Below are 24,934 nucleotides of genomic sequence, written 5' to 3'. Positions count from 1 at the left end.
ACCGGGATTCGATGAGGGTAACTCCTCTCATACTCAAAGACTGGCCATGCTGCGACAAGGCCAGGTAGGGTCATGTCGGCTCAGCATCTACCATCAGCTCATCCTTCACGACGATTGGCTCGTTACCCATATCACGATCAGTTGTGAACCAGCCCAAAGCAGTATTTCCGACATATTTCGTTAGTGCATAGTTGGCTGTGGAGCCAATCACTACGCCAATGCCGAATGGAATTGCCTTTTCCAATGCTTTTCGAGTGAAGGTGATGCCTATGCGTTTGAACATTTCCTTGATTGCCCGCAATGCTGCTCCCTTCAGATACTGGCGTACCATGTTTACGCCAGCCTTAGAGGCGAATGCGGTACCAACTTCCACGCCAAACTTCTCCAGCGATCCTCCTGCTGCAATCATAAATGCCAGTTGCCGGGCATCCTCACTTGTGAGATCCCAGCCAAAGGCATCAGCCAGGCACATGCACATATCGACTTGAAATTTCATACCGATTGTAGCGTCGGTTAGTCCGCCGCCTACCATCGCGACGGCAGTGCCCAGGCCCGGTATGACGCCGGCCAAAGCCGTAACTCCACCGCTGGTGGCTGACATTTTTGAGTAGCGACTGATGATTTTCTTCGCGACCAGTGCCTGAACTTCATGCTCTGAAGCATTAGGTTTAGATGCCTTCACTTGAATTCTGTACTGCGAGACTAATGCCTGGGCATCCTTTGGGCTGATGGCGATCGACTCTACAGCCTTGAGCAGGCGTGACTCGTTTTCTGGCTTCGTTTCGTCGGTCATACAAAAACTTCCTGTTTGGTATTGGCGAGCCGTGCCGGTGAATCCACGGGCTAATAGAGAGTCGCTCTGACGCAGCCGCGCAGTGCTTGGGAAGGTTTATCGGCATCGAGATGGATTCATTGAATGGACAATGATGCTGTAGTGCCATTACTGCCTGCATAGCACCGGAAGACCCGGCACTGCATGGTTCGGACGTGTAAAAAATCCATGCAGAGCAGCGTGTGTTGCCGCTGACCGAAAACTGACCCCGGTGGGTCAGTTCTCAATCAGCGCCCACTTAGAGATATCAACCAGCCCGCACCAAGGTGTCGGGGGATGGACTGAAGTATGGGCTGGCTCGATGCTTGACTGAAAAAGTCGTATTTTACAAAAGGATAGGGCATTAAAAAGCCGGCTTGTGGGCGGCGTTATTGTTTGGTTTTTTCCTTGTTTTGCTGGGTTCTATGGTGGTTTCAATTTCTGTCCCCCCATTTATCCCCCCACTCGGGGCGCGAGTGAGCTCTTGGCATTGAAACCCCTCGACCGATACTAGCAAATATCACCGCGTGCAGTGGCCCAGTGCTGGCGGTGGATGCTCAAGGTTGTTCACCATCAGGAAGAGCCTTCCTTTACAATCTGCTGCGCCGTGGATTGGCTAAAACTGCATCTGGAAAATCGAATCGGTTTTTTAGTCACTATTGGTAGAGTCCCTCAGCATAGAACTGATGCAGTGTGACTCAAATGCCATGGAGACATTATCGCTGTCAGGGGGACTACGGCTCCCCGCACGCGATTTCCGCCGTTCGAGGTTATCGGAATGGTACACAGCCACTTGGGCGGCATGAGAGCAGATGCCCTCTGAGCGCTAGCAATAACCATCAAAATTAACAGATGAAGTCGCCCCACTCGCTTGTGAGTGCATTGGAATTGGTAAACCATGAACGCAGTAGAAATTGAGTCCGCAATCTCGGATCTGGTCCTTGAACCTTTTGATGTGGCTGAATTCCCGTTCGTCTTCCTGGCTGCTTTTGGCAACAAGGAAACCGCTCTCAGGCGACTGCGTGCCGGTAATAACAACGCTTCTGACGTACCAGGTGGCGTGCTGCTCCGCAGCAATATTCATATTGCCGCATGTGAGCCCGGCGCCGTAGGCGAAACGCTTAATTCATTGCGTGCCAGCCCTGCAACGACAAAAGCCAAAGCCAAGTTCATTCTTGCCACCGACGGACAAACGCTGGAGGCCGAAGAGCTCATCACGGGTGAAACCATCACCTGTGATTACCAGGACCTCCCCAATCACTTCGGCTTCCTGCTGCCGTTGGCTGGGATCTCCACAATCAAGGAGATTAAAGACAACCCCATCGACGTGCGCGCCACCAGCCGGATGAACAAGCTGTACGTCGAACTGTTAAATGAGAACCCGGATTGGGCCAGGGCCGAGCGCCGTCATGACATGAACCACTTCATGTCTAGGTTAGTGTTTTGTTTTTTTGCTGAAGACACCGACATTTTTAATGGTGATGGCCTTTTCACCAAAACTGTTGAGCAGTACAGCGAGCACGGTGGCTCAAATACCCACCAGGTGCTGTCTGAAATTTTTCGCGCCATGAATATTAAGCAGACCGAGCGAGAGATTGTTGAGCCTCGCTTGCCGAGCTGGGCTAACGGCTTTCCGTATGTGAATGGCGGCTTGTTTTCGGGCAGCACGGAGGTGCCACGGTTCACTCGTATGGCACGCACATATCTGCTACACGCGGGCAAACTGAACTGGCAGAAAATCAATCCCGATATCTTCGGCAGTATGATACAGGCCGTGGCTGATGATGAAGAGCGCGGCTCATTGGGCATGCACTACACCAGTGTGCCCAATATTCTTAAGGTATTAAATCCGCTGTTTCTGGATGATCTGCGCGCGCAGTTGGAGGCGGCTGGCGACAATAAAGCCAAACTATTGAATCTGCGTAAACGTATGGCGCGTGTCCGGATATTTGACCCAGCCTGCGGCTCCGGCAACTTTCTGGTAATCGCCTACAAGCAAATGCGCGAGATTGAAGCCGAAATCAACCGCCGCCGTGACGAGGCTAACAATAGGTCAGAAATCCCACTGACTAACTTTCGCGGCATTGAGCTGCGCGACTTTCCGGCAGAAATTGCCCGTCTGGCATTGATCATTGCCGAGTTTCAGTGCGACGTTCTGTATCGCGGGCAACAGGATGCACTTGCCGAGTTTTTGCCGCTGAATGCGCAGAACTGGATTGTGTGTGGCAATGCGCTGCGGCTGGATTGGCTGAGTATTTGCCCACCTACAGGCACTTGCGTAAAGGTCGTAGCTGATGATTTATTCGGCACGCCGCTGAATCAGGCGGAAATTGACTTTGAGAACGAAGGAGGCGAAACCTACATCTGTGGTAATCCGCCTTATCTCGGAAGCAAATGGCAATCGGAGGAGCAGAAATCTGACTTGGCTGCAGTATTCGCGGGCCATGGTACTGGATGGAAGACGCTTGATTATGTCGCAGGCTGGTTTATGAAGGCTGCCGACTATGGATCAAAGACTTCTGCAATGACGGCGCTAGTATCAACGAACTCCATATGCCAAGGGGTACAGGTTCCTACCCTTTGGCCGCTTATATTTGCAACGGGCCATGAGATTATTTTTGCTCACACATCATTCAAGTGGGCGAATCTCGCCAGTCATAACGCTGGAGTTACGGTCGCAATCGTCGGCATTTCAAGGAATGTTGCGCGCCCAAGAATTCTGTTTTCTGCGGTGGGAAGGAACGAAGTAAGCGCGAAGCAAGTTCTCAACATTAACGCGTACCTAGTGCCAGGTCCTGACCTCGTTGTTCAGCCGTTGCGTAAATCGATGTCTGGATGTTCCTATATGGATCTAGGGAACATGCCCAAGGATGGAGGCCACCTTCTACTTTCAGGCGCCGAAGCCGATGAGGCGGTGAGGTCCGAGCCAGCTATCGCCAAATACATCTTCGACTTTGTCGGCTCACAGGAGTTTGTCAAAGGTATTGTTCGTAAATGCCTTTGGATTGACGACGAGCAGGTCGAGGAAGCTAAGCGCATATCCATTGTGGCAGCCCGTTTAGAGGGTGTACGCGCAATGCGTCTAGCTAGTGACGCAGAGTCAACCCGCGCTTATGCAGATCGCCCGCATCGTTTCAAACAGATTCAAGGACGTGGACTGACATCGTCAATCGTAGTGCCTAAGGTCTCGTCGGAATCACGCGATTTCCTCCCCGTAGGCCTGCTGACAGCTCACTCAGTGGTTTCCGATAATGCCTTTGCGTTGTATGACGCGCCTCTATGGAACCTGGCACTTATCGCTTCTAGAATGCACCTTATCTGGGTGGCTACTGTCTGCGGAAAACTGGAAACACGCTATCGCTATTCGAATACCCTTGGTTGGAACACCTTCCCCGTACCGCTACTGACCGAGCAAAACAAGGCCGATTTGACCGCCTGCGCCGAGAACATCTTGCTGGCTCGCGAAGCGCATTTCCCCGCGACCATCGCTGACCTGTATGCGCCAGACAGAATGCCGGACAACCTGCGCCGCGCCCACGAACGCAATGATGAAGTGCTGGAGCGTATCTATATTGGCCGTTGGTTTAGAAACGATACCGAGCGACTGGAAAAGCTGTTTGACCTCTACACCAAGATGGCTGCAAGTACAGTGAAGGCGGCGCCGAAAAAAATACGAGGGAAAAAAGAATGAGCGATGTCCCGGTTAGTCTGAGTATGTCAGTTGAGTTTTTACTTCACTGCTGCGGATGCTCAGATCAAGCATCCAGAGGGCGGTTCAGCCATTGGCATGCTGCTGTATAAGAGTAAGAACAAGATAGTGGCCGAATACGCCCTGCGTGATAACGCCCGCCCCATCGGTGTGGCCGAATATCAACTGGTGGACTCCCTGCCGGCAAAGGCTGAAAACCAGCCTGCCTAGCATCGAACAGATCGAACGCGAACCGGCAAGTGATGACGCATCCATGGAAGACGACTCGCAATGACCGAACAGACTCAGAACCCCACGAACACCTACACGCTGCCTTCCGTATCTATTACCACGGCACACACCGGGGCTTCCAGCAAAGCCAATGAGTTGGGTATGCGTACCATGCAGGAGCGTGCCTATACCAAGCGTGGTGAGCAATACCTGTTGATCAAGTCGCCTCCCGCATCGGGCAAGTCCCGAGCCTTAATGTTTATCGCGCTGGATAAGCTGCATAATCAAGGACTGCAACAGGCTATCGTCGTAGTGCCGGAGCGCTCCATTGGCGGGAGCTTCGCAGATGAACCGCTTAGCTCTTCTGGTTTTTACTGGGACTGGCAAGTGGCTCCGCAGTGGAACCTATGCAATGCCCCAGGCATCGACGAGCCGCGCGTTGCCAAATCCAAGGTCGAAGCTGTGCGCTCCTTCCTGAAAAGTGCAGATAAGACGCTGGTCTGCACTCATGCCACCTTTCGCTTTGCTGTAGAGGAATTGGGAATCGAGGCATTCGACAACCGTCTTATTGCCATCGATGAGTTCCATCACGTTTCCGCCAACCCGGATAACAAGTTGGGCGGTCAGCTGAGCGCTTTTATCGGGCGAGATAAAGTACATCTGGTAGCCATGACGGGCTCTTATTTTCGCGGTGACAGTGAGGCCGTGCTGGCCCCTGCGGAAGAAGCCAAGTTTGAAACGGTGACCTACACATACTACGAACAGCTCAATGGCTACCGCTGGCTCAAGTCACTGGACATCGGCTACTTCTTCTACACAGGTAAGTATGTGGATGCCATCGCCAAGGTACTAGACCCTGCACTGAAAACCATCGTCCATATTCCCAACGTAAATGCTCGTGAAAGCCTCAAAGACAAGGAGCGGGAGGTAAACGAAATCATGAGTGCGCTGGGCGATTGGCAGGGTGTCGACCCTGCGACCGGCTTTCACCTCATCAAAGTCAAAGACGGGCGCACGTTGAAAGTAGCCGACTTGGTGGATGATAGCGACGCGACTAGACGCTCCAAAGTGCTCAGTGCGTTGAAAGATCCGGCGCAGAAGAACAACCGCGATAATGTGGATGTCATCATTGCTCTGGGCATGGCGAAGGAAGGCTTTGACTGGATCTGGTGTGAACATGCACTAACCATTGGTTACCGCAGCAGCTTGACTGAAATCGTGCAGATCATTGGTCGCGCAACACGTGATGCAGAGGGTAAGGAGCGCTCACGCTTTACCAACCTGATCGCTGAACCCGCAGCCGATCAAGCCTCTGTTGCTGAGGCGGTGAACGATATGCTCAAGGCTATTTCCGCTAGCTTGCTGATGGAGCAAGTGCTGGCTCCACGCTATGAGTTCACCCCGAAAGATACAGGGCCGAAAGAGGGGTTCAATTACGGGGCTGAAGGTTATCAACCAGGTGGGATCAATTTAGGGGTGAATGAAACCACAGGTCAGTATCATGTCGAAATCAAGGGGCTGGTTACGCCTCAAAGCGCAGAAGCTACGCGCATCTGCAAAGAGGATTTGAACGAAGTGGTGACCAACTTCTTGCAGGATAAAACCGTGCTGGAGCGCGGCCTTTTCGATAAGGAAAACACTCTGCCCGAAGAGTTGACCCAGTTGCGTATGGGAAAGATCGTACGCGAGCGTTACCCAGATTTGAGCGAGGCTGATCAGGAAGCCGTCCGCCAGCACGCCATTGCTACAATGAATATTACCCAGCAGGCCAAGCTGGCCTTGGCCCAAGTCGATACAGGCAATGGTGACACGGTACAAGGAAGCACAGCGCTGCTGGATGGGGTGCGTAAGTTTGTCAACGTACGCGAGCTGGATATTGACCTGATCGACCGCATCAACCCATTTGATGCCGCTTATGCGGTGTTGGCAAAAACGATGGATGAAAAATCTTTGCGGCAGGTGCAAGCCAGTATCGCCGTCAAGAAAGTGAGTATTCCTCGTGATGAGGCGGTTGAACTGACCAATCGCGCAAGAACTTTCAAACGGGAGCGAGGCCGTCTTCCTGACATCAACTCTGCTGATCCCTGGGAAAAACGCATTGCCGAAGGGGTGGCCGCGTTCATGCGCTTCAAGGCTCAGGAGATGGCTGCGCAACAAAGTGGGGTGATCAATGGCTGAGATTGACGAAGACGAACTGCTCGCAGATCTTGGCCTTGAAATCGCTCCGCTCAAAGTTGCCAGTCGGACCCCTGGAGAGGAGCGCATCATCGCTGGCTTCGAGGATATTCTGCGCTTTTGTCAGCTCCACGGTCGTGCACCGTTACATGGTGAACACCGCGACATATTTGAGCGTTTGTATGCCGTGCGCCTAGATCAGTTACGTACATTGCCGGAAGCGCAAACTCTGCTGGCTGAGTTGGATGGCCTCGGCCTGCTGACTGGTGCATTAGCTTCCCCAGCGGATGGGGATGAGCTGGATGAGGACGCGTTGCTGGCCGAATTGGGACTCGGCGGTGAGTCCGCTGATCAGGCCGACATCACGGTGCTGCGCCATGTACGTTCGAGCACTGAAAAACGCGCAGCCGAAGAAGTTGCGGACCGTACTCGATGTGCAGACTTTGAAAAATTCCAGCCGTTATTCGAGTTGGTCGAGAGAGAGTTGAAGTCTGGGGTTCGCAAAACCTTACGTTTTGGGCGCGATACCAGCATTGAAACAGGTCACTACTTTATCGTAGGTGGGCAGCTTGCCTATGTGTCCGAAATAGGCGAAGCCATCAAAGCTCCTAATGGCGAAAGCGATGCGCGTCTGCGTGTTATTTACGCTAACGGTACCGAAAGCAACCTGCTGCGTCGTTCGCTGCAACGAGCTCTTTACAAGGACGATACTGGTCGCCGACTGACCGATCCGGACATGGGACCATTGTTTGGCGATGCTCCAGAGCCTGACGATATTGAGAGCGGGACTATCTACGTACTGCGGAGCTTGTCTAGTCACCCATTCGTAGCTGAGCATCGCGAGCTGATCCACAAAATCGGCGTGACTGGCGGCAAGGTGGAAACCCGTATCGCAGGCGCGGAAAAAGACGCCACCTATATGCTGGCTGGCGTGGAGGTGGTCGCCGCCTACACGCTGCACAACCTGAATCGGACTAGGCTAGAGAATATCTTCCACCGCTTATTTGGCGCAGTACAGCTTGATCTAACTATCGAAGACCGCTTCGGAAATCCGGTCAAACCGAGAGAGTGGTTCCTAGTACCGCTCCATGTGATTGACGAAGCGGTTGAGCGCATTCGAAATGGATCTATTACCGAAGTGATCTACGATCCACAAACTGCTCGCTTGGTCAGCTAGGTGGGATGGAGAGGTTACGAGGTTCTGTAAAAAAGCCCACGTCTCCACGCTAGAGCTCGCTATGCAATCGGGCATCAGACCTTCCGGATTCAATTGCTTAGGACGATGGTGTCCACCCTGATAGTTGGTCACCATTTTTAGCCACACATAGCGCATCGTAATGCGCCGACGAACTTCTAATAACCCGGCCTTCAATCCAGCGTCATTCATAATACTTTGCAACCGAAATCAAGTATTTGCGGAAACGGCTTCATTTTGCCACTACACCGCTGACAACCTCTTCAGTCTTCTATAGATTCCTCTCGTATTGCTCCTCCACGGCAGGGACCGCAGATGAAAATTGGCATTGATTTTGGCACCAGTTACTCCAGCGCGGCAGCGTTTTGCAACGGCCGTATCGAACACATCCTGTTCAATGGCCAGCCGCAATTTCGGACGTCGGTATTTTTCCCCGACCGTGCAGTCGACATTTCCGGGTTTGAGCTTACCGTCTCCCATGAGCAGGAGATCAGTGACGGAATTCGCGCTGCCAAGTCCTCTTACGCCAAGCGGGTTACTAAGTACAACGAGGATATGGCAGCGATAGAGGCGCGAATTCGAGCCGCCGCTCGCAATAATAATCCGATGACCAAGGAGGAAAAAGCTGAGCGCCGCACCATGATCGCAAAGCCTTTCCTGAGCAGCGATCAGGACCTTCGCGAGTCGGCCATCAATGCAATTAAACGTCGTTGGCTGAGCGATGAGATCGTGAAAGCCAAAGAGGCCGACATTCGCCTTGATGCCGCGATCTTTGGTGAGGAAGCCATTGATGCCCTATTCATCTACGAGTCTGGTCGCCTGGTCCAGTCTCCAAAATCGATGCTGGGCTTCCGCCTAGGGCAGGCCCAACGTGGCTACATCACCGGTATTGTGACGCGTATTCTCAAGCACATCCGAGAACAAGCGTGCTTGCAGCTCGGACAAGTAGTCAGGTATGCAACTCTGGGAAGACCTGTGAAATTTCGCAGCTCCATAGGGCCGGACGGAGGGGCGCAAGCCATTGCCATCCTCACCGAAGCAGCCCTTGCCGCCGGCTTCGAAGCAATCGACTTTCTACATGAGCCTTCTGCCGCTGCTGTGGCGTACCACACCAGTTCAGTCATTGCGCACCATGCTTTGATCGTCGATATCGGGGGTGGAACCACCGACATCGCATTGGCTGAAGTCGGTACCGGGGACACCCAACCTAATATTCTGAACACATGGGGCGAACCCAAGGGCGGTACCGATATTGATCTCGGTCTCTCGCTCCGCTCCGTAATGCCATTGTTCGGCAAGGGGGTATGCCCCGAGTTGTTAGCACCGGTGTTTATGGACGCCGTGTCGGTGAGTGACCTCAATCGGCAAAAAACCTTCCGCGGTCTCAGCTTCCCCCATACCCCACTTCCCTACGCATACCGACTGGCGCAGCTACAGAAGCCGGGCATCCCCGTGCGCCTAAACCGTGATGTGGAGAAGCTAAAGATCGAACTCAGCGAAACTGCGCAGAGCGAACGTTCACTGGATTACATTGAGCAGAACCTGGTAGTGCAAGCGACCGATAGCCACTTGGCATTGGCCGCCGAGAGTTTCATGCGCACCTTTCAAGCGCTTCTCGCGCAAGTCGCTAGCGAGATCCAGAACTATAATCCGACGCTGTTCCTAACCGGTGGCATGTCCCGTGCGCCCTACGTGATCGAAGCGGTAAAGCAGGCCTTTCCGCACTGCGATATAGCCCCGAGCGAAGCCTCTCTAGGAGTCGTCGATGGGTTGTCGGTATACGCCTCACTAACCCGGGATGCCCGGGCCCCCGAGCATGTCTGAATACCCAATACCCTCCAAATGACCAAGGAGCGTCATGGGTGACCCATTTGTTTCAATTAGTTTGGCTATCGCAGTGGCTGATTACAGCGCGGAATCATTACAAAAAATAAGTGTGGGGGGGTAGTTACCTGGCGATGTCCGCCCTAGCATCAGCCAGGGCAGTCAATCTTGCGGTGTGGATCTAGGAGTTATAGGCAACCTCGTTCAGCCAACGATACGCAGCCTTCATGGCCTACGACGACATGATCCAATGTTTGGGTACCAATCATGTTTAGAGCATTCTTGAGGGTTGTGGTCAGTGCGCAACCGACTTGGCTGGGCTCGTAATGGTTAGAAGGATGGTATTCCACTAGGATTACGGCTGCTGCGTTATGTTCAAGGGCGATCCTGATCACCTCCCGAGGGGACACACAAGCAACTTCCAATGCCCCCCTGAATAGTTCTCTGAAGCCAATAACTCGGTGCTCAATATCGAGCAGTAACAAAGCAAAGACTTCGTAATCATGGAATTGCAGCAGCGTTTGTAGATGGCTGAAGACGAGTCTACGCTCGGTCAACGCCCGTCCTTTAGACAGACGATACATCGCGAGTTGTTGAGCCATCTGCAGGATGTCGGCTTCAGTGACCGGCGATTCCACGACATAGGTGTCGGGCGTTTCACCGACTTTGAGCTTGGGATATTTCATGCTGGTATTCCTATCGGAACGCGTGAAAGCACTGGAGGATGGGTGGCACAATTACTAGAAGTGTGGGATTAAATGATTCCGAACGCCCCAGTAGGTGAGAGCGCTCGGCAGTGATTTGGCTCGATGGTTCATGCAACGAGTTGTAAGGCTGCATCGAGTGCCTTCTGTTTAATAACTGCACCTTGACCAAACCATGCCGAATCCATTCGATACTCAGAGCTTCTCGCGCGTCTTTCATGATCCACGTATTCAGTCACGGCGTTCAGCAAGCCCCATGCTGTTCCGCGAGCGGACGCCATATCAGACCCTCGGCCTTTACCTTCGTACAGGTTTTGTACCTTCTCCATAGCTCGTTTGTTGGGCAGTACATTGGGAATGGGGTCATGCGCGCTGGTGTCGCACAGCACGTCCATGAAGAAGCTCATGGCCTCAGTCCACTGAACCTTACGTTCCGCGAGTGCGTGCATCCGATACATAAATTCGTCCCATTGCGAGGCGGCGATGCCTAGTTGTTTTTTTACTGCCTGCGAATCAAACCGCGTGTTGTGTGGAACCTTGATTGCGCGGGTAGCGGCGTTCAGGGAGATGGACAGGGTGTTGTTGCAAACCACACGCACGGTGGTCGGGGTCGCGGTGGTGGCTAGTGTGCCGTCACAGGAGGTGGCCAATAGCAGATAGCCGCTCACTTGATCATTCCCCTTCAGCGCAGTCTCTTGGCCCGTCCTGGCGAGCGCCCAGAACTTGCGCCCACCTTTAAGTACTCCGGCGGTTTCCAGCTCATACCCTGAGACCTCGGTGAGGTCTCGGTAGAACTCCAGGACTTCACGCGGCTGCACCACTTGATAGCGATTAGAGACCACCGATAACGGCGCTTTGGTGTCGGAGCGGTACAGCACCCTTTGTTCCGGAAAGGAGTGGATCGAGCCCAGAGTGCCGATTGTGTCTGATTTGAAATGAACTGGACTGTCCTGGATTTGCCAGTTCATGCCGGCTTCGCGCTGCCAGACATCCAGCGGTTGTTTTTGCGTCAGGCGGTTACCCAGGCCATGCCAAGGGGTAGCGCCAACGTAGGCCATTTGTTCGACGAGATGAGCCATGCGAGTGATTCCATTTCATAGGCGCGCGACGAGGCCGCTGAGCGTTCAGCAGGGATCAGTCAGCGTGCGGGATGGTATTGGAGAGGGGGTGGTGATGGATCAGATGGGGACCAGCAGTTGCGTGAAACGGGAGATGAACAATTCAAACGGAATGACGGCTGCTAAATGACAGTCCGCAGTTGAGACAACCGTAATTGTCCAAAACCCGCTCATCGATGACTTCGCCGAGTTTGGCGCCCGCGATGCAGCCGGTCGCCGCTCCGGCTAATCCGCCGAGAATGGCCCCGGCCATACTGCCAGCAATGACACCAGCGGGACCGGCTACGACGCCGATGACAGCGCCAACCTCGGCACCGCCCATAGCGGCTGTGGCACCTCGGGCGGTGCCACCGACGGTGCCGATAAGGGCGCCGACTTTCCTGGCGAAATCCTTGGTGATGACAGCGCTGGAGTGACAGCGTGGGCATTGAGTGGTCATGTGCAGGGTTCCTGTAGAGAGTCGCGATGAAGTCATTACACGGGCATAGAGCTCATCAAGCGGATTGCCTAGGCAATCCGCTTGATGAGCTCTCGAGTGTGGAGGGATGCTTTATGCACAGAGGTACAGGGTTGTGATGTATGACTGAAATTTCGTTGACTAAGTATTGATGAATTTTCAATCTCGCTTATGGCTCGAATTATGCTTATGAGTGACGCTCTGGAATCTGTTCGGATCTTTCAGGACTGGCTCAGATCGGGTTGGACAAGATGAGGGAAAGACATTTTCTACTGGTAATTGACATGAGAACTAAGTCGCTTGTCTAAGAACTAACTCTAGGACGAGTCAATGCGGGCACGCATGCACGTGCCTGCATACGCGCACGCGCGCGAGGTAAACAGCAGTGGGCACCCGCCTGGCGTGTTGACGCGTTTCTGTAAAACTTCTACGAAAGCACAGGTAATTTTCCGGACGAGGGAATCCCTTTAGAGTAGTCCCATCGCGTACCAACGCAGTCTGGAGCTTACGAAATGGCAGAAATCAGCACTACCCATCCCAGAGTTTTACGCCTTAAACAGGTGCTCGATCGTGTGGGTTTGTCGCGTTCAACGATTTATGACCGGATGAACCCTGCGTCACCGCGCTACGACGACTCGTTCCCCAAACCGATGAAAATTGGTAGTTCAGCGGTAGGCTGGTTGGAATCGAGCATTAACAAGTGGATTGAATCACTGGTTAATAATACTTTGAGAGGAAAGTGAGCTTGGAATAAAAGTTCAGGATAAGCCCATCTAGAGATCTGTTCTTCGCGTACTAACTTAAGAAAATGGTTGAGTTTGTTATGGCTCAATCTAGGCGGTGTGTTGAGTTTTATTTGTGGTATCTCTGGTCTGAAGAGGGTGTGTGGATATTGGTTTATATGTTATTAGATAATAACTAGAGGGTGTTGAGTTGTTTGATGGTGTGTAGGGCGTTGAGTGACCTGTCTGAATGACAGGTCGTAAATGTGATTAAAATTTTATATTGATTGTGGATGTGGTGTGGTTATGAGTTTTAATGAGTTGGAATTTATTGATGCTTATAAGGAAAAGGTTGTTGAGGAGTTTTATGATCCAATAAAGGAGGAGGGGTACTCGTGTTTTAGTGGGGACGGTATGCTGTTTGATTCTGTTAGCAGGATCATGAGGGCTGTAAGTGTGATGGAGAAGGCGACAGGAGATATATTTAGTTTGTCGTCGCTCAAGCATCGAGGTGAGCTGGTGTTAAGTAAAGAAGAGACAAGTATTGTTATGGCGGTTACAATTAACTATGTTGAGCTTGAAAGAGGAATGGTCCTCTTTAAGGTGAATCCTTATGTTAGTGTCTTTTATGAGTGCTATAGAAAAATAAATCCTACAAGTCCATACAGGCTGGAGAAGTCGGAGTTGCCTGAATGTTTTCATGGGCTAAATCGGTTTGTTAATGCGGTGAGAGAGTGTGTTTCTGGTGGAGCATTCAAGCGGGAGATGTCCGCGCATATGCGGGCAGCTAATAAGAACTATTCAGGTCTCTTGAGTTACATAGATTCTTTGTTTGCGCGTTATTCTAGAATTTTGGTTTTAAGAGTTGATTTCTCATACGGAAAGGGGAAGCTTGAAGTTGAAGATTATAGCCGGTCGAGTGATAGGTTGGACGCTCTAGGTATTGTTACGAAGCAAATTGTTCAGCATCGAATAGAGCTTATCGACTATCTGAAAAACAAGTGCCCTGATCTGGGGATGGTGGGATACGTATGGAAGCTTGAGTACGGTAGGGAGAAAGGCCATCATTACCACATGATGTTCTTTTTAGATGGGGCGAAGGTGCGGCAGGATATTGTCATTGCGAAGCTGATAGGTGAGTACTGGAATAATGTGATCACTCAGGGGAAGGGCGTTTATTATAACTGCAATGGAAATAAATCGAGGTACAGGCACTGTGGTGTGGGGATGATTCACTACAGTGAGGCGGAAAAGCTGAGCAGTCTTAAAGAGATGGCAGCAATCTACCTTACCAAAGCGGATCGATATGTAAGTGCTTGCATGCCTGGGAACAAAAGAACATTTGGTAAGGGGAACTCTCCAAAGGTTGGCGAGCGATCAGTTGGTCGGCCGAGAGAGCATTAATATCAATCAGAGATGTAATGAGTTGGAGGTTTGGCGATCCTAACGGCAGCGGAGACGATAGGATCATTTTTTATCCAGCGTCTCAATGTCTTTTCGATGCTGCTCAGAGCGGGACGCCTTACGTTGTTTTCTACCATGTATTTTTTTATTTCTGGTAATATTGCTTTGTAAGCATCTAACTCTTGAGTCCAGCCTTCGTGCGGAGCTAGTGTGTTAATAAGGTCGCAAATTTTTTGTTTGGTGGCCAAGTAGTGCTCCTTGCGAGCAAGGCCTCCTTCTGTCGCAACCTCTGATCGTGTTTTGATTGTCTCTTTAAAGTATCGTTGGTCGCCTGAATAAAGCATATGCAGGCCGCAAGATAAAATCTTTATTCCTATATCTGCTCCGCGTGTTTGGTAGTAATCTATCGCGATGAATATGCTTGAGTAAGCGTTTTTTATATGTTGGAAGGCAGCGCTTTTTTCCTTTGTTAGAATTGGTTTTAATTTATTTTTTAGTTCCTTGTTGTTGTGTGAGTGTGTATTCGTGCGCTCTACTAATATTTTATCAAGATTGATTTTGTTTTCGTTCGAAATGGTTCTACGAAGCATCATGTATCGTTTTATTACTATTTCAAACACTTCATTTGCTGCGCTCTCTATGTTAAGGAGGACTAGGTGTTTGTATTCGGGGTAGTCTGCTAGGTTTGGTAGGAAGGGTTTTTCTTTGGGGGGAGATTGCTCGATTATGAGCTCTAGTTTGGTTTTTTGGGTTGCAGTCCAATTATCGAGGTCTAGAGAGATCTCTATGGAGAAGTGACTTTTTATTTTGGGGTCGTTACTTGTACGTGTAGTAACTCTTAATTTGTTGCGTTGAATCTGCAAAATTTCATCGTCCTTGAATCGGTCGTTGAGGCAGCTCCTTCGAAGGAACTGCTTATGTTTTTAAACTGAATTAGTTGCTTGGGTGTTCTCAGTCAGCGGCTTGCATATGAATTTAGCCCAATCTGTCATGAGTGCCCGTCGCTTGTCGAGGAAATCGGAGCGAGAGTACGCCCCTTCAGTTTGGTCGCGTTCGTCATGTGCGAGTGCCATTTCACAAACCTCTCGTGGGTAGTGTGTGCATTCACCCGCCCAGTCACGAAATGAAGAGCGAAAGCCATGTCGAGTAATGTGTTCATACTTCATGCTGTGCAGAAGCGTGCGGATGGCATTTGTGTGCATCACTCCTGACTTCCCTTGGCCTGGGAACAGATAGGGGCTTCCTTCAGCTCGCGGGATACCTCGCACCAGCCTTATGACCTCATCGGCAAGCGGGACGACAAAGGCCACGCGCATTTTCATGCGTTCATCCGGCAGAGACCAATTGCCAGCTTCCAAATCAAACTCATCCCAACGAGCAAACCTCACCATGTGGGCACGTGCGCTGGTCATGATCAGCAGTTGAGCGGCCAAGGAGGCGGGTGTGGCGTTCGCGCTGAGTTTGCCCATTAGGGCTGGCACGTCCTGCCAGCGCAACGCTTCAAAGTGCTCGCGTTTTCGAGCCTTCTTCTTTTCAGCACGACTCAGAAGGTTGTCCAGATGTCCGCGCCAGCGAGCAGGGTTTTCGCCCTCTCGTAAATTGCGTGCCTTGGCTGCGTCCAGAACCTGTTCAATTTGCCCGCGTACCTCGTCGGCAGTTCTGGTTTTGGTGGCCCAGATAGGTTGCAGCACCTTGAGCACCTGAGGAGTACCGATCTCCTCGGCTGACAGCTTGCCGATATGGTTAAACGCATACAGCTCCAGCTTCCGTAGCCAGCCTTTACGCCACTTATCTGACCAGGTGCCTCCGTGTGCCTCGCAGTATTCCTTCGCGAGTGTCTCGAACTTCAGCTGTTTCGCTTCGCTAGTACGTTGTGCTTCACGTTGGGCCGCGCGTTCGATGTCGCGAGCGGCTAGAGGATCTATACCGTCGCTCAATTGGCTGCGTTTGGCGCTGGCGTCCTGTCTTGCTTTCTTTAGACCTACTTCAGGGAATGAGCCCAAGCCCATCTCCCTACGGCGCCCCGCCAGTTGAAAGCGAAGTAGCCAGGATTTACGCCCGGTAGGTTTGACGACCAAGCGAAGCCCATCACCATCTTCATAGGTGCCGGGTTCGGTTAGGTTTTCGACTTGTTTCGGATTCAGCTTACCCATTGGATTTCCCCTGTCGTCCCTTTTGTCCCCCCACCTGTCCCCCCACTTCATCGTCGGATGAGGTCAGATGGCGTTAAACACCATCGGACAGGGGAATGCCTGAACCCCCCGGAATAGCTAAGCTATCAGGAAGATTCTCGGACGGGATAGGATTATTTTGGACAATTAAAAAGCCGGCTTGTGGGCGGCTTTTCCTGCGTCCAATAAAGTCCGGGCTCGTCTACGTGTATCGAGGGAACAGCCCTTGTACATTGGGTAAAACGCTATCTAGTGTCTACTGCTTGCCAGTGCCCGCCAACATCATCTACCGTTCTGGGTATGGGCCTGCGTATGGGCTGTAGTTTTGGTGGGGATATGGTCAAGCTGACAGTGAAGGGAATCGCCGGGTTGTTGAAGTCTGGTAAACGAGGCTACGCCGGTGACGGAGGAAACCTGTATTTCAAGTACAGCGCGGATGGCAAAGGAAGCTGGATTTTTCGCTACAAGTGGAATGGAAAGTCTCGTGATATGGGGCTGGGCGCTTACCCAGACATCAGCCTGTCTGACGCCCGTACAGATGCCCTAGGGGCTCGCCGAATGTTGAATGCGGGTGTTGACCCTCTTTCGGACCGAGAAGCCGCTCGCGAAGCTCAGAGAGCTTTAGAGCTAGCTGCTGAGGCCAAGCGTCACTCGTTCAAAAGCCTCGCCCTTGAGTACCACCAAGCTCATAGCGGCAAGCACTCTGAGAAGTGGCGAAAGGGTTGGGTGCGAAAAATGGAGAAGTATGCGTTTCCGTCAATCGGTGACCTTCCTGCTGAGGCAGTTGACGTTGGTCATGTGCAAAAGATTTTGAACCCCATATGGGGGGAGAAAACTCGCACGGCGGACGAGGTTCGCGGGCAGATCGAACAGGTGTTGGACGCGGCAAAAGCACGCGGGTTACGTGTGGGTGAAAATCCGGCCCGTTGGCGAGGTAATTTGGAGCATCTCCTTTCTAGGGATGCGAAGAAGGCGGCCCGAAAACGCCAGCATTTTACTGCCCTGAAGTGGGCAGAGTTGCCTGGATTGATGGCGAATCTGCGAGGGAATGAAACGCTCGCGTCGTTTGCGGCTCAGTTACTTATTTTGACTGGCGCCCGCGCGCATATGGTCCGGTTTGCACGTTGGGAGGAGTTCGATTTTGACTCGAAGATCTGGCTGCTGTCGGCTGAGCGCATGAAGGCGCGGAAGGCCTTTGTCATCCCTCTCGCCGAACAGGTAATAGGCATCCTAGCCAAGATCCCACGAGTCGAAGGGAGCCCATTCCTGTTTCCAGGGCGAGGGAAGAGTGGGGTTATGCATGCAAATGCGGTGCGCAACCTCCTACATGGTTTAGGGCGCGCTGATATTACCCGTCACGGATTTAGATCAACGTTCCGGGACTGGGCTGCGGAAAATACAGAACACACTCGCGAGGTTTGTGAGATGGCGCTTGCACACGACGAGCGTGATCAAACTGAAGGGGCATATTCTCGTACTGACTTTCTCGAAAAGCGCCGGCCATTGATGCAGGAGTGGGCGGACTATGCGTTGGCCTCGAATGTTACGGATTAAGTGCTGTAGGCTTCGATTCTTTTTCCATCATTCGATGAGGTGACCCGACATGCGGGCAGATCTACGTGGCTTGCAGTGGCTTAGCTTGGAGCAGGCGCTGCTCTGGTTGAAGGAAAAGGGTGGCTTCCCGCTTCTGAAGGAGGATTTACTGGCGCAGTGCGATGCTGGCCGATGTGCCGCATACCTCAATGTTGACAGGTTGAAAGGCGAATGCGTTGAAGGACTTATGGATGAGATGGGTGAGCGATTCTTTGATGTCTACGGAGTAGGCAAAGGACAAATCATAAATCCGAGAGCAATAATAGAGGCAGCTGGTAAGCCCGAGATAACACTTGAAATTTCAGGTGAGGTACGTGAAATCGAGCGCGCCGAGGCTGAGGTCTATCAAAGCATCGACTGGACTACCAAAGTCTCGCATGCCGAGTGCCATCTGCTCTTCAAAACTGAGGAGATTGAAGAATTGGGTCAATCTTTCGCCAGCGGCGCCTCATCAACGGGCGCAGTGAAACCATCCCAATATCTGACAATAGCCGCTCTTCTGGACTTGGTGCTCAAGCCAGGGCGCCCTGTTTATAACCAAGCCGATGTCATCGCAGAGATACTTGATCGGTACCCAGCTCATGGCCTTAGTCTAAGCAATCTTCAGAAAATATTTGCCGCCTCAAACGGGCGGGCGAAAGACGCCAAAATGTGGTGATCGACGATTGCAACTGCAATGGTTGAAATTGCAGTTGAAATGACTTCCTTGGCGCTAGCGGATTGAATGGCTCCCACCAGTCCACAACGCACCAAGGAACTCCACGATGCAAAACACTACTTCAAATCGTTCGCTCCCGGCCCCCTCTGGCTATTCAGGCCGTCGCATACTCAGGCTGCCAAATGTCGAGCTTCTAACCGGCTTCAAACGCGCCCACATTTACAGTCTCATGACTCAAGGACGATTTCCGAAATCCGTTCGTCTGGGCACGAGGGCTGTCGGCTGGGACTCTACTGCTATCGAAAAATGGGTCGAAGATCGCATCTCCGGTGACGCTACTTACCGTTCCAATGCAGTAGGAGAAGGCCTATGACCATGCTCGCCTATTTCCTTGTTGGCGCTGATGGCCAAGAGGCCAAGCCTCAGCTTGGAGCGATTGAGCAGGCGCACGAGGTGGGTCATTGGTTCGCCGATATGACGTCCAGCAGATCGACCCCAGCTTTAGAGCGGTCCGGCTTCGGTGAGCTACGCCGGCTTGCAAAAAAAGGGGATGTCATGGTCGTTTCGTCGCTCGACTGCTTAGGCGCAAGCGTCACGGAGTTGATTGAGGTTCTCCAGACGCTCAATGAGAAGGGTGTAGCGGTGATCTCAACCCAAGAAAACCTCCATTTGTCTATCCACCAAGGAACGGCAGATAAAGCGCTGTTGGAAAAGCTCTGACGTGCGAGATGTGCTTCGAGCGAACCAGCTAACAAATTGTCATGAAATTCACTGGCTCAAAGGGTGTACTTCTTGAGCCCCAAAATATGCTTGGTCCGCTCTGCAAAAACGCTGGGCGCCAAGATGGCTCAAATGTGTTGATTTGTTATGAGCTACTCGATATATTCTGAGCCATACTTTTGAGCTATCGAGTGAACGCCCCTATGACAGTTCTAGCCTACGTCCGAGTCAGCACAGATGATCAGAGCACTGACGCACAGCGTCACTCGATTGCTGTGCTGCACAACGTCGAGCACTGGTTCGCCGATGAAGCTACTACCGGAGGAACGAAAGCCCTTGAACGTCCCGGCTTCACAGACCTCTTTAAGTTTGCTCGTAAAGGCGACACTTTGGTTGTATCGGCAATCGACCGCCTGGGACGCGACACTATCGATGTGCTTGTAACTGTCCAGGCGCTAGAGGCCAAAGGTGTGACGGTCTTATCAATGCGAGAGGGCTTTGATCTCTCATCTCCAGTCGGAAAAGCGATGCTTGCAATGCTGGCCGCCGTTGCGCAGTTGGAGAGATCCAACATCAAAGCTCGACAGATGGCCGGTATCGCACGCGCTCGGGCGGCTGGGCAGAAGCTTGGCGCGCCCAAAAAGATTGATGACGCCGCCGTAAGTGAGTGGCGCAGAGCCCAAAAAGCCACCATCCAGGAGACGGCGCACCAGTTCGGGATTTCAATTGCCGCAGTCAAACGAGCCTGCGCCAGCAAATCCGCAGTCAGCGTTCAAGGGGAATGACTATGGCAGGTAAACAGAAAACGCCAGACCAAGCTGTACAGGCAGTAATACTGTGTGAGGCCGGGTGGACAGTGTCCGCAATTGCAGAACGTCTTTCGATCAGTGTGAGCACCGTCCAGCGTCTGCTGAAGAAGAACAACGCCGTGGCTGGAGCTGGGACACAGGCTCTCATCGAGCGAGCCAGAGAGGAACTGCTCACGTCAGCTTTTTCATTGGAAGCTGTACAGCAGACAGTAGCGGCACTTGTGACGGATGAGCTGGCGCTGAGTAAGCAGATCAGAACAAAACTAGCAAATGCCTTGGAAGCCCTCGACCCGACTGATCCGGTTGCCTTCAGAGGACTTGCCGCTGCTTCTACGACACTCAAGCTAACGCAAGACGTAACCCGGCGCTCACTTCCCATCGAGAAGCTCAATCAAGCTTCGGAGTTCGAAGAGCTTCCCGTATTACAAATTCACATCATGACCGAGCAGGACGTGGCGGAGATGCGGGCAAAGCAGCGGCTAGAGGAAGCTGAGATCAGTGGAGATACTCAAGGCACTCAAGATGAATTGGAAAACCTGCGATGGATGGGGAGTAGGCGCCTAGCGCAACTAGATCAGACGGATGAAGACGACATTGTGTGTGAGGGGGTTGACTCACTCATGACCGGAACTTGACCCGGCCATTCGTCAAACCCCTAGAAACTAGTGTAAGTATCGAACACCCTGGCGCCTCTGCCGGGATGACCATTTTGAAAATCCAATATATTGGATCGGTGCCGAGTTAAGTCATGAAGTACCAACACACGGACCTCAGCACGAGCGATTTTGTTGAGGGAGACGCAATCAAGGCGAGCGGCCCTTTTCCAAAAAAGGCTGCTATTACGCCACCAGGAAAAAAGCGCTGCACACCAGCTATCGCGGGGGGCTTGGCGGGTTTCTATACGTCCCATATGAAGAACCTAGCAGTATTAGGGGAATTAGAGCTTCAGGAAACGAAAGACCAAGCACGCATAGACAGGCTGAAAGCCAACAACAATCACCTAAAAGCAATCGCGCAGGACTACGCTTCTGACGTACTTCTTCAAGACTGGAAACGAAGGTTGCCGGCTGATACAAAGCGCGCTTTCAGCTTTCTAGGGTTCACACTGAAGCCTGACGCTCAGGTAATAAATTTCCGTCTAGGCCACGAGGTAGCTGAAGCCGCCTTGTCAGCCAAGAAAGGACCGACCGACTACCTTTCAGCACTCCTCAGAACAATCGGTATCGTAGACCTGGTTTTTGTCTTGGAGCTTGCCAGCAGTGACAGCGAAGAAAACCATCCCTTGCACCTTCATGGAATCGCCTGCATCTCGGCTGCCCTCGCTCCACAAGCCATCCGAGAGCTACTTGCACCGGAACCAGATCTGGGCGCATCACCTCCGACAAGGGGTTATCGCCAACGCTGGGGCAATAAGGCCATTGCGGTGACTGAGCTTCAGACTCCGGGCACGTGGGTATCCTACAGCGGTAAAGAGTTCGACTTTACCGCCCACAGCTTGCAATCCAATCCGGGATACGCCAGCCGATCAGCGACCACGGCAGGCAGAGAGCGCTATGAAGCGATTCGGGTTTGGCTGCGCTCCTAGAGTTCGCCTAGCAACCGCTGCTGCCAATACCGAGTCTCTCCCAAACAACTGCTTTGAAAGCGCCAGCAAGCTCCCAGGGCTATCCCGGCCATTGCCTCTGGCGCGACGAGACTGTTCGCTGGCGCTGCCTGTCATAGAGTCATCCTCACCACCAGACGGGTAAGTCGGACACGACAGCATGGCGTAACGCTAGACTGGCTAATGGCTTTTTTGCTGCCAGCGCATTCTCTATATGAGGAATTCCTTGCGATGGAGACAATGTTCCATTTGATCGGAAACATTTGCGCTACTTACCCTACCTAAACAACGGAGAATGCTTGATAGAACTGGAGGCGCGTCTTGTGAAGAGAATTCAGTCCACGCTTCAGTGAATAATTAGCTGATGGATACCAATGATACGAGACGGCCCGGACCAGAACCGGGCCTTGCAAGAAAACAAATATGATCATTAGTGCTTTTTAAAAATACCCGCGCTCTAATACGGTATCAACAGTGTCATCCCCAGCCTCTGGAAAGCATTCATCCAAGTGTGCGAGAAAGCGCTCGAAGCTTGAAAGATGGATTGGATTGTCGTGCACGAATTTTGTGTATGCAGCCAAACTGTTTTGCCTGCCAGAGTACGTACTAAACGCCTTGCGCACATTCGATGCAAGACGCTTAGCTTTCCGCAGTACAACCACTTCATCAATGGAGGTTAGCTTTGTTGTAATGGGTGTCATATCCAGGTATTCGCAAAGCAAAATGTACTTTGATCCAGGAACTGCCTTCTTGAGTTCATTCGCCGTCTGAGATGCTTCTTGAAACATTGTCTTATCTAAGTTGGTTTTTATCTCAGTGGCAAAATGCGAAACGCAAAACTTTGCTGTGTACGATTTGTCAGTGACAGGAAAATCACTGATAGTGATGCGGTGCGTTTTAGCAACCGAAAAATCTTGATCTTTATTTTTAAGGTAAACACCACCAGAATCCAGATCTAGAAATGGAGATCCAAAACTGAGACCTGCGAATGATGACTGGGGGCCGCATATCACATTGGACAATCGCTTAAAGCCCGGAACCATGCGCTCATCGAATACATAGGGCAAAAACTCCTCCAGTATGCTATTCGAAAGTTTCAATTGGCCATTCTGGCGGTATAGAAAGTCCCCCTGCGAACCGAATATCAGATCAAGATCAATCGAGTTCTTGTAATCATTAAGAAGCGCGACGAGGCTACCCAGCAGCTCTTTCCCCTCTCCAGACATTTCTGATAGAGCCGAGCGCCACTCTTCATACCTATCAATGGCATCAGCTACCCTCTGTCTGTCGCCAGGTGGCAGGCTAGTGTTATTTGCTAATGCTTTTAATTTACTGCCATGCGTTTCCGGGTGAGAAACCTTCACATTAATATCCTATTAATACGGTTTTTTTAAATCTAACTTTGGGGACGGCAATACTTTTTCAGCAGACTTGATAGCAAGCTGTAGCAGGTCTGCGCTGCTCTGAGGCGCGGTACTGAGTGCCCCTAACAGAGCCTCGACACCTATGGCTCTGGCGCCATCCTGCGGTATGCTGTTCTTACCCACACATTTTAAAACAAGAATGTCTTCGTATATCTCTTGACCGAACCGATTGGTAAATACCCGCTCTGCCTTATTTGTGAAGATGAAGGCGTGACTCTCGTCGAATAGCTTTGTGATTAGTTCAGAGTTCAAAAAAGAAGTCCCAAGAATATTAGACTCCCTACCTACTACCATCACAACAACGGCGTCTGCTCTACAAACCCTAGCCAGTTCATCAATGACCATCGCCATGTCAAGGCAATACTGAACGACGGTCAGGAATCGGTTCTGTCGATGCTTACGGTTAGCTCCGATCTCGGATTTGGCAGCACTCAACGGATTCCAGCCGAGCAACTCAGTAGCTGGCCGGTAGTTTTGGTGATAATTGAAGACATTTATGTACGGCGGTGACGTAATGACACCGTCGATAGTGCCAGCATCGAGGGAGGTATATCTTGCATCCTCTAAAAGACACTCTCCACCGCCCTTATAAAGCCCGACCTCTCTGAGGACTTTTTTTACAATCTTAGCGCCATACTGAACTGTTTTTTCGTTCAGCTCAGCACTGTTTTTCATCCCGAGAAGAACGCACGCAGTCAAACACTTTTTTGTATCTTCAAGAATGGTGGGGGACAACAATGCGTCGCGCACAGCACTCTGGGAATAGCCAGAGCTCGACAGTTCAAGAATTACTCTATCTAGTTCGGAACATATGGCATCAATGCTGATCGACGCAGAGCTTGCCAAAGAAGCCAGCGCAGCGAGATGCCATGCTGAAGGGTTAACCTCGGTACCTACTGCGGTGCGCCCTTTGAAGGCCGCCTCATAAATCACCGTGCCACTACCACAGAACGGATCAAAAATATGCTTTGCGTCTAATAGCGCAGTTTCTAAAAGGTACTCCACAAACTCTGGAGAGAACTGCCCTCGCCAAGGAAGACGACTGGTCCTAGATTTGTTTTCAATGTTGAGCCTTGGCTGGAGGAAAACACCGTCAAGGGAGAATTTTGTAGCTGAAGTCATTGACATCTCAAACTTAGGGAGGGTGCGTACTCAAAGGTCCGTTAAAAATCGTTATGACCTAGGGCGTTTGCGTGGGGGGCGCCTACGCGGAATCCATCTTACAATCCTGCTGACCCCAAGGCCAGCAAGGACGCGCCGCAGCATCACTGGGAAATGGTCGTGACGCGCCAAAACAGCTAAGGCGGCTTCTCCCTCAACAATGTTGCAGTATCAAGTGCTAGCGTCCGGCTGCCATTGCCATTGCCATTGCCATTGCCATTGCTAATGGCTCGACGCTTTCAGAAGGCGCTTCTCTTCACTTATCGGATTAAGCGTAGTGAGCCTTGTTTGAGGGTGCTCTAGTCAGCTTTTCAGGCTCATTTCTGGGTAGAGAGCAAGCTTGGCTAACGGGTATGGGCTGAGGTATGGGCTGGGGTGGGCAGCGCTTTTTTAGGCTCGATATTACGAGGTTGTAAGGCATTAAAAAGCCGGCTTGTGGCCGGCTTCTCGGGGACGGGTTCAGCTT

At 51.7% G+C, this 24,934-nt stretch carries 21 protein-coding genes and 1 pseudogene; 14 read left to right on the top strand and 8 right to left on the bottom strand.

From position 1 onward, the window contains the following. Nucleotides 1-70 precede the first annotated feature (70 nt). Nucleotides 71-793: a hypothetical protein gene (locus tag ACZRJ6_RS05440; RefSeq protein ID WP_463967365.1), complete on the bottom strand. Its 723-nt coding sequence runs from the start codon at nt 791-793 to the stop codon at nt 71-73. A gap of 916 nt (nt 794-1,709) precedes the next feature. Here ACZRJ6_RS05440 and ACZRJ6_RS05435 point away from each other — a divergent pair. From ACZRJ6_RS05435 to ACZRJ6_RS05415, 5 genes and pseudogenes are all read left to right on the top strand, one after another. Next, nucleotides 1,710-4,502 carry a class I SAM-dependent DNA methyltransferase gene (locus tag ACZRJ6_RS05435; protein ID WP_073452044.1) on the top strand — a complete coding sequence of 931 codons (2,793 nt, stop codon included), beginning with the start codon at nt 1,710-1,712 and terminating at the stop codon, nt 4,500-4,502. 27 nt (nt 4,503-4,529) lie between these two features. Continuing rightward, a pseudogene (locus ACZRJ6_RS05430) lies at nt 4,530-4,794 on the top strand (PDDEXK nuclease domain-containing protein); the annotation flags it as partial. Further along, the gene (locus ACZRJ6_RS05425) at nt 4,791-6,908 is read left to right on the top strand and encodes a DEAD/DEAH box helicase (RefSeq protein ID WP_073452048.1); all 2,118 of its coding nucleotides are present in this window, start codon (nt 4,791-4,793) and stop codon (nt 6,906-6,908) included. The pseudogene ACZRJ6_RS05430 and the gene ACZRJ6_RS05425, both read left to right, overlap by 4 nt. Next, the gene (locus tag ACZRJ6_RS05420; protein ID WP_463967364.1) at nt 6,901-8,082 is read left to right on the top strand and encodes a GIY-YIG nuclease family protein; all 1,182 of its coding nucleotides are present in this window, start codon (nt 6,901-6,903) and stop codon (nt 8,080-8,082) included. The genes ACZRJ6_RS05425 and ACZRJ6_RS05420 overlap by 8 nt, the downstream gene beginning before the upstream one ends. Before the next feature lie 333 nt (nt 8,083-8,415). After that, complete coding sequence (locus tag ACZRJ6_RS05415) at nt 8,416-9,924, top strand: Hsp70 family protein (protein WP_463967363.1); 1,509 nt, start codon at nt 8,416-8,418, stop codon at nt 9,922-9,924. A gap of 188 nt (nt 9,925-10,112) precedes the next feature. Here the strand turns inward: ACZRJ6_RS05415 and ACZRJ6_RS05410 are convergent, their stop codons facing one another. From ACZRJ6_RS05410 to ACZRJ6_RS05400, 3 genes are all read right to left on the bottom strand, one after another. Beyond that, complete coding sequence (locus tag ACZRJ6_RS05410; RefSeq protein ID WP_073452050.1) at nt 10,113-10,610, bottom strand: JAB domain-containing protein; 498 nt, start codon at nt 10,608-10,610, stop codon at nt 10,113-10,115. A 128-nt stretch (nt 10,611-10,738) separates the two neighbouring features. Then, a complete protein-coding gene (locus ACZRJ6_RS05405; RefSeq protein ID WP_463967362.1) occupies nt 10,739-11,707 on the bottom strand; it encodes a DUF932 domain-containing protein in 969 nt (322 codons plus the stop codon). Nucleotides 11,708-11,849: 142 nt separating this feature from the next. Further along, entirely contained in the window at nt 11,850-12,185 is a 336-nt protein-coding gene (locus ACZRJ6_RS05400) for a hypothetical protein (RefSeq protein ID WP_463967361.1), read from the bottom strand. 530 nt (nt 12,186-12,715) lie between these two features. Here ACZRJ6_RS05400 and ACZRJ6_RS05395 point away from each other — a divergent pair. Both ACZRJ6_RS05395 and ACZRJ6_RS05390 read left to right on the top strand, forming a co-directional pair. Continuing rightward, complete coding sequence (locus ACZRJ6_RS05395) at nt 12,716-12,946, top strand: helix-turn-helix transcriptional regulator (RefSeq protein WP_463967360.1); 231 nt, start codon at nt 12,716-12,718, stop codon at nt 12,944-12,946. Between the two features lie 285 nt (nt 12,947-13,231). After that, nucleotides 13,232-14,329, top strand: a complete 1,098-nt coding sequence (locus ACZRJ6_RS05390; RefSeq protein WP_463967359.1) for a YagK/YfjJ domain-containing protein — start codon at nt 13,232-13,234, stop codon at nt 14,327-14,329. Nucleotides 14,330-14,331: 2 nt separating this feature from the next. Here the strand turns inward: ACZRJ6_RS05390 and ACZRJ6_RS05385 are convergent, their stop codons facing one another. Both ACZRJ6_RS05385 and ACZRJ6_RS05380 read right to left on the bottom strand, forming a co-directional pair. Further along, nucleotides 14,332-15,192: a hypothetical protein gene (locus ACZRJ6_RS05385; protein WP_463967358.1), complete on the bottom strand. Its 861-nt coding sequence runs from the start codon at nt 15,190-15,192 to the stop codon at nt 14,332-14,334. 60 nt (nt 15,193-15,252) lie between these two features. Continuing rightward, complete coding sequence (locus tag ACZRJ6_RS05380) at nt 15,253-16,482, bottom strand: tyrosine-type recombinase/integrase (protein ID WP_463967357.1); 1,230 nt, start codon at nt 16,480-16,482, stop codon at nt 15,253-15,255. Nucleotides 16,483-16,836: 354 nt separating this feature from the next. Here ACZRJ6_RS05380 and ACZRJ6_RS05375 point away from each other — a divergent pair, with 354 nt between their 5' ends. The 7 genes from ACZRJ6_RS05375 to ACZRJ6_RS05345 all read left to right on the top strand — a co-directional run bounded on the left by ACZRJ6_RS05375 (nt 16,837) and on the right by ACZRJ6_RS05345 (nt 21,865). Further along, nucleotides 16,837-18,054 (top strand): tyrosine-type recombinase/integrase, encoded by a 1,218-nt coding sequence (locus ACZRJ6_RS05375; RefSeq protein ID WP_289140245.1) that lies wholly within the window; start codon nt 16,837-16,839, stop codon nt 18,052-18,054. Nucleotides 18,055-18,103: 49 nt separating this feature from the next. Further along, complete coding sequence (locus tag ACZRJ6_RS05370; RefSeq protein WP_463967356.1) at nt 18,104-18,751, top strand: hypothetical protein; 648 nt, start codon at nt 18,104-18,106, stop codon at nt 18,749-18,751. Between the two features lie 106 nt (nt 18,752-18,857). Then, nucleotides 18,858-19,124, top strand: a complete 267-nt coding sequence (locus tag ACZRJ6_RS05365) for an AlpA family transcriptional regulator (protein WP_122210010.1) — start codon at nt 18,858-18,860, stop codon at nt 19,122-19,124. Further along, the gene (locus ACZRJ6_RS05360; RefSeq protein WP_463967355.1) at nt 19,121-19,471 is read left to right on the top strand and encodes a recombinase family protein; all 351 of its coding nucleotides are present in this window, start codon (nt 19,121-19,123) and stop codon (nt 19,469-19,471) included. Before ACZRJ6_RS05365 ends, ACZRJ6_RS05360 begins: the two co-directional genes overlap by 4 nt. A gap of 203 nt (nt 19,472-19,674) precedes the next feature. Beyond that, nucleotides 19,675-20,256, top strand: coding sequence for a recombinase family protein (locus tag ACZRJ6_RS05355; RefSeq protein ID WP_338574860.1), 582 nt, complete (start codon nt 19,675-19,677; stop codon nt 20,254-20,256). A gap of 2 nt (nt 20,257-20,258) precedes the next feature. Continuing rightward, nucleotides 20,259-20,915 (top strand): helix-turn-helix domain-containing protein, encoded by a 657-nt coding sequence (locus ACZRJ6_RS05350; protein WP_463967354.1) that lies wholly within the window; start codon nt 20,259-20,261, stop codon nt 20,913-20,915. Between the two features lie 113 nt (nt 20,916-21,028). Further along, nucleotides 21,029-21,865: a hypothetical protein gene (locus ACZRJ6_RS05345; RefSeq protein WP_463967353.1), complete on the top strand. Its 837-nt coding sequence runs from the start codon at nt 21,029-21,031 to the stop codon at nt 21,863-21,865. Between the two features lie 458 nt (nt 21,866-22,323). On the opposite strand, the gene ACZRJ6_RS05340 is transcribed toward ACZRJ6_RS05345, so the two are convergent. Both ACZRJ6_RS05340 and ACZRJ6_RS05335 read right to left on the bottom strand, forming a co-directional pair. Continuing rightward, nucleotides 22,324-23,247 (bottom strand): Bpu10I family restriction endonuclease, encoded by a 924-nt coding sequence (locus ACZRJ6_RS05340; protein ID WP_463967352.1) that lies wholly within the window; start codon nt 23,245-23,247, stop codon nt 22,324-22,326. Nucleotides 23,248-23,259: 12 nt separating this feature from the next. Then, nucleotides 23,260-24,429 (bottom strand): DNA methyltransferase, encoded by a 1,170-nt coding sequence (locus ACZRJ6_RS05335; RefSeq protein WP_463967351.1) that lies wholly within the window; start codon nt 24,427-24,429, stop codon nt 23,260-23,262. Between the last annotated feature and the right edge of the window lie 505 nt (nt 24,430-24,934).

Source organism: Pseudomonas sp. C321, from assembly GCF_055407105.1.
This window is presented reverse-complemented; position numbering and strand designations above follow the sequence as displayed.

Bases quoted from the DNA above. Each gene is read 5' to 3' on its own strand.
- ACZRJ6_RS05440 (WP_463967365.1), bottom strand. From the start codon at position 793: ATGACCGACGAAACGAAGCCAGAAAACGAGTCACGCCTGCTCAAGGCT.
- ACZRJ6_RS05435 (WP_073452044.1), top strand. From the start codon at position 1,710: ATGAACGCAGTAGAAATTGAGTCCGCAATCTCGGATCTGGTCCTTGAA.
- ACZRJ6_RS05425 (WP_073452048.1), top strand. From the start codon at position 4,791: ATGACCGAACAGACTCAGAACCCCACGAACACCTACACGCTGCCTTCC.
- ACZRJ6_RS05420 (WP_463967364.1), top strand. From the start codon at position 6,901: ATGGCTGAGATTGACGAAGACGAACTGCTCGCAGATCTTGGCCTTGAA.
- ACZRJ6_RS05415 (WP_463967363.1), top strand. From the start codon at position 8,416: ATGAAAATTGGCATTGATTTTGGCACCAGTTACTCCAGCGCGGCAGCG.
- ACZRJ6_RS05410 (WP_073452050.1), bottom strand. From the start codon at position 10,610: ATGAAATATCCCAAGCTCAAAGTCGGTGAAACGCCCGACACCTATGTC.
- ACZRJ6_RS05405 (WP_463967362.1), bottom strand. From the start codon at position 11,707: ATGGCTCATCTCGTCGAACAAATGGCCTACGTTGGCGCTACCCCTTGG.
- ACZRJ6_RS05400 (WP_463967361.1), bottom strand. From the start codon at position 12,185: ATGACCACTCAATGCCCACGCTGTCACTCCAGCGCTGTCATCACCAAG.
- ACZRJ6_RS05395 (WP_463967360.1), top strand. From the start codon at position 12,716: ATGGCAGAAATCAGCACTACCCATCCCAGAGTTTTACGCCTTAAACAG.
- ACZRJ6_RS05390 (WP_463967359.1), top strand. From the start codon at position 13,232: ATGAGTTTTAATGAGTTGGAATTTATTGATGCTTATAAGGAAAAGGTT.
- ACZRJ6_RS05380 (WP_463967357.1), bottom strand. From the start codon at position 16,482: ATGGGTAAGCTGAATCCGAAACAAGTCGAAAACCTAACCGAACCCGGC.
- ACZRJ6_RS05375 (WP_289140245.1), top strand. From the start codon at position 16,837: ATGGTCAAGCTGACAGTGAAGGGAATCGCCGGGTTGTTGAAGTCTGGT.
- ACZRJ6_RS05370 (WP_463967356.1), top strand. From the start codon at position 18,104: ATGCGGGCAGATCTACGTGGCTTGCAGTGGCTTAGCTTGGAGCAGGCG.
- ACZRJ6_RS05365 (WP_122210010.1), top strand. From the start codon at position 18,858: ATGCAAAACACTACTTCAAATCGTTCGCTCCCGGCCCCCTCTGGCTAT.
- ACZRJ6_RS05360 (WP_463967355.1), top strand. From the start codon at position 19,121: ATGACCATGCTCGCCTATTTCCTTGTTGGCGCTGATGGCCAAGAGGCC.
- ACZRJ6_RS05355 (WP_338574860.1), top strand. From the start codon at position 19,675: ATGACAGTTCTAGCCTACGTCCGAGTCAGCACAGATGATCAGAGCACT.
- ACZRJ6_RS05350 (WP_463967354.1), top strand. From the start codon at position 20,259: ATGGCAGGTAAACAGAAAACGCCAGACCAAGCTGTACAGGCAGTAATA.
- ACZRJ6_RS05345 (WP_463967353.1), top strand. From the start codon at position 21,029: ATGAAGTACCAACACACGGACCTCAGCACGAGCGATTTTGTTGAGGGA.
- ACZRJ6_RS05335 (WP_463967351.1), bottom strand. From the start codon at position 24,429: ATGACTTCAGCTACAAAATTCTCCCTTGACGGTGTTTTCCTCCAGCCA.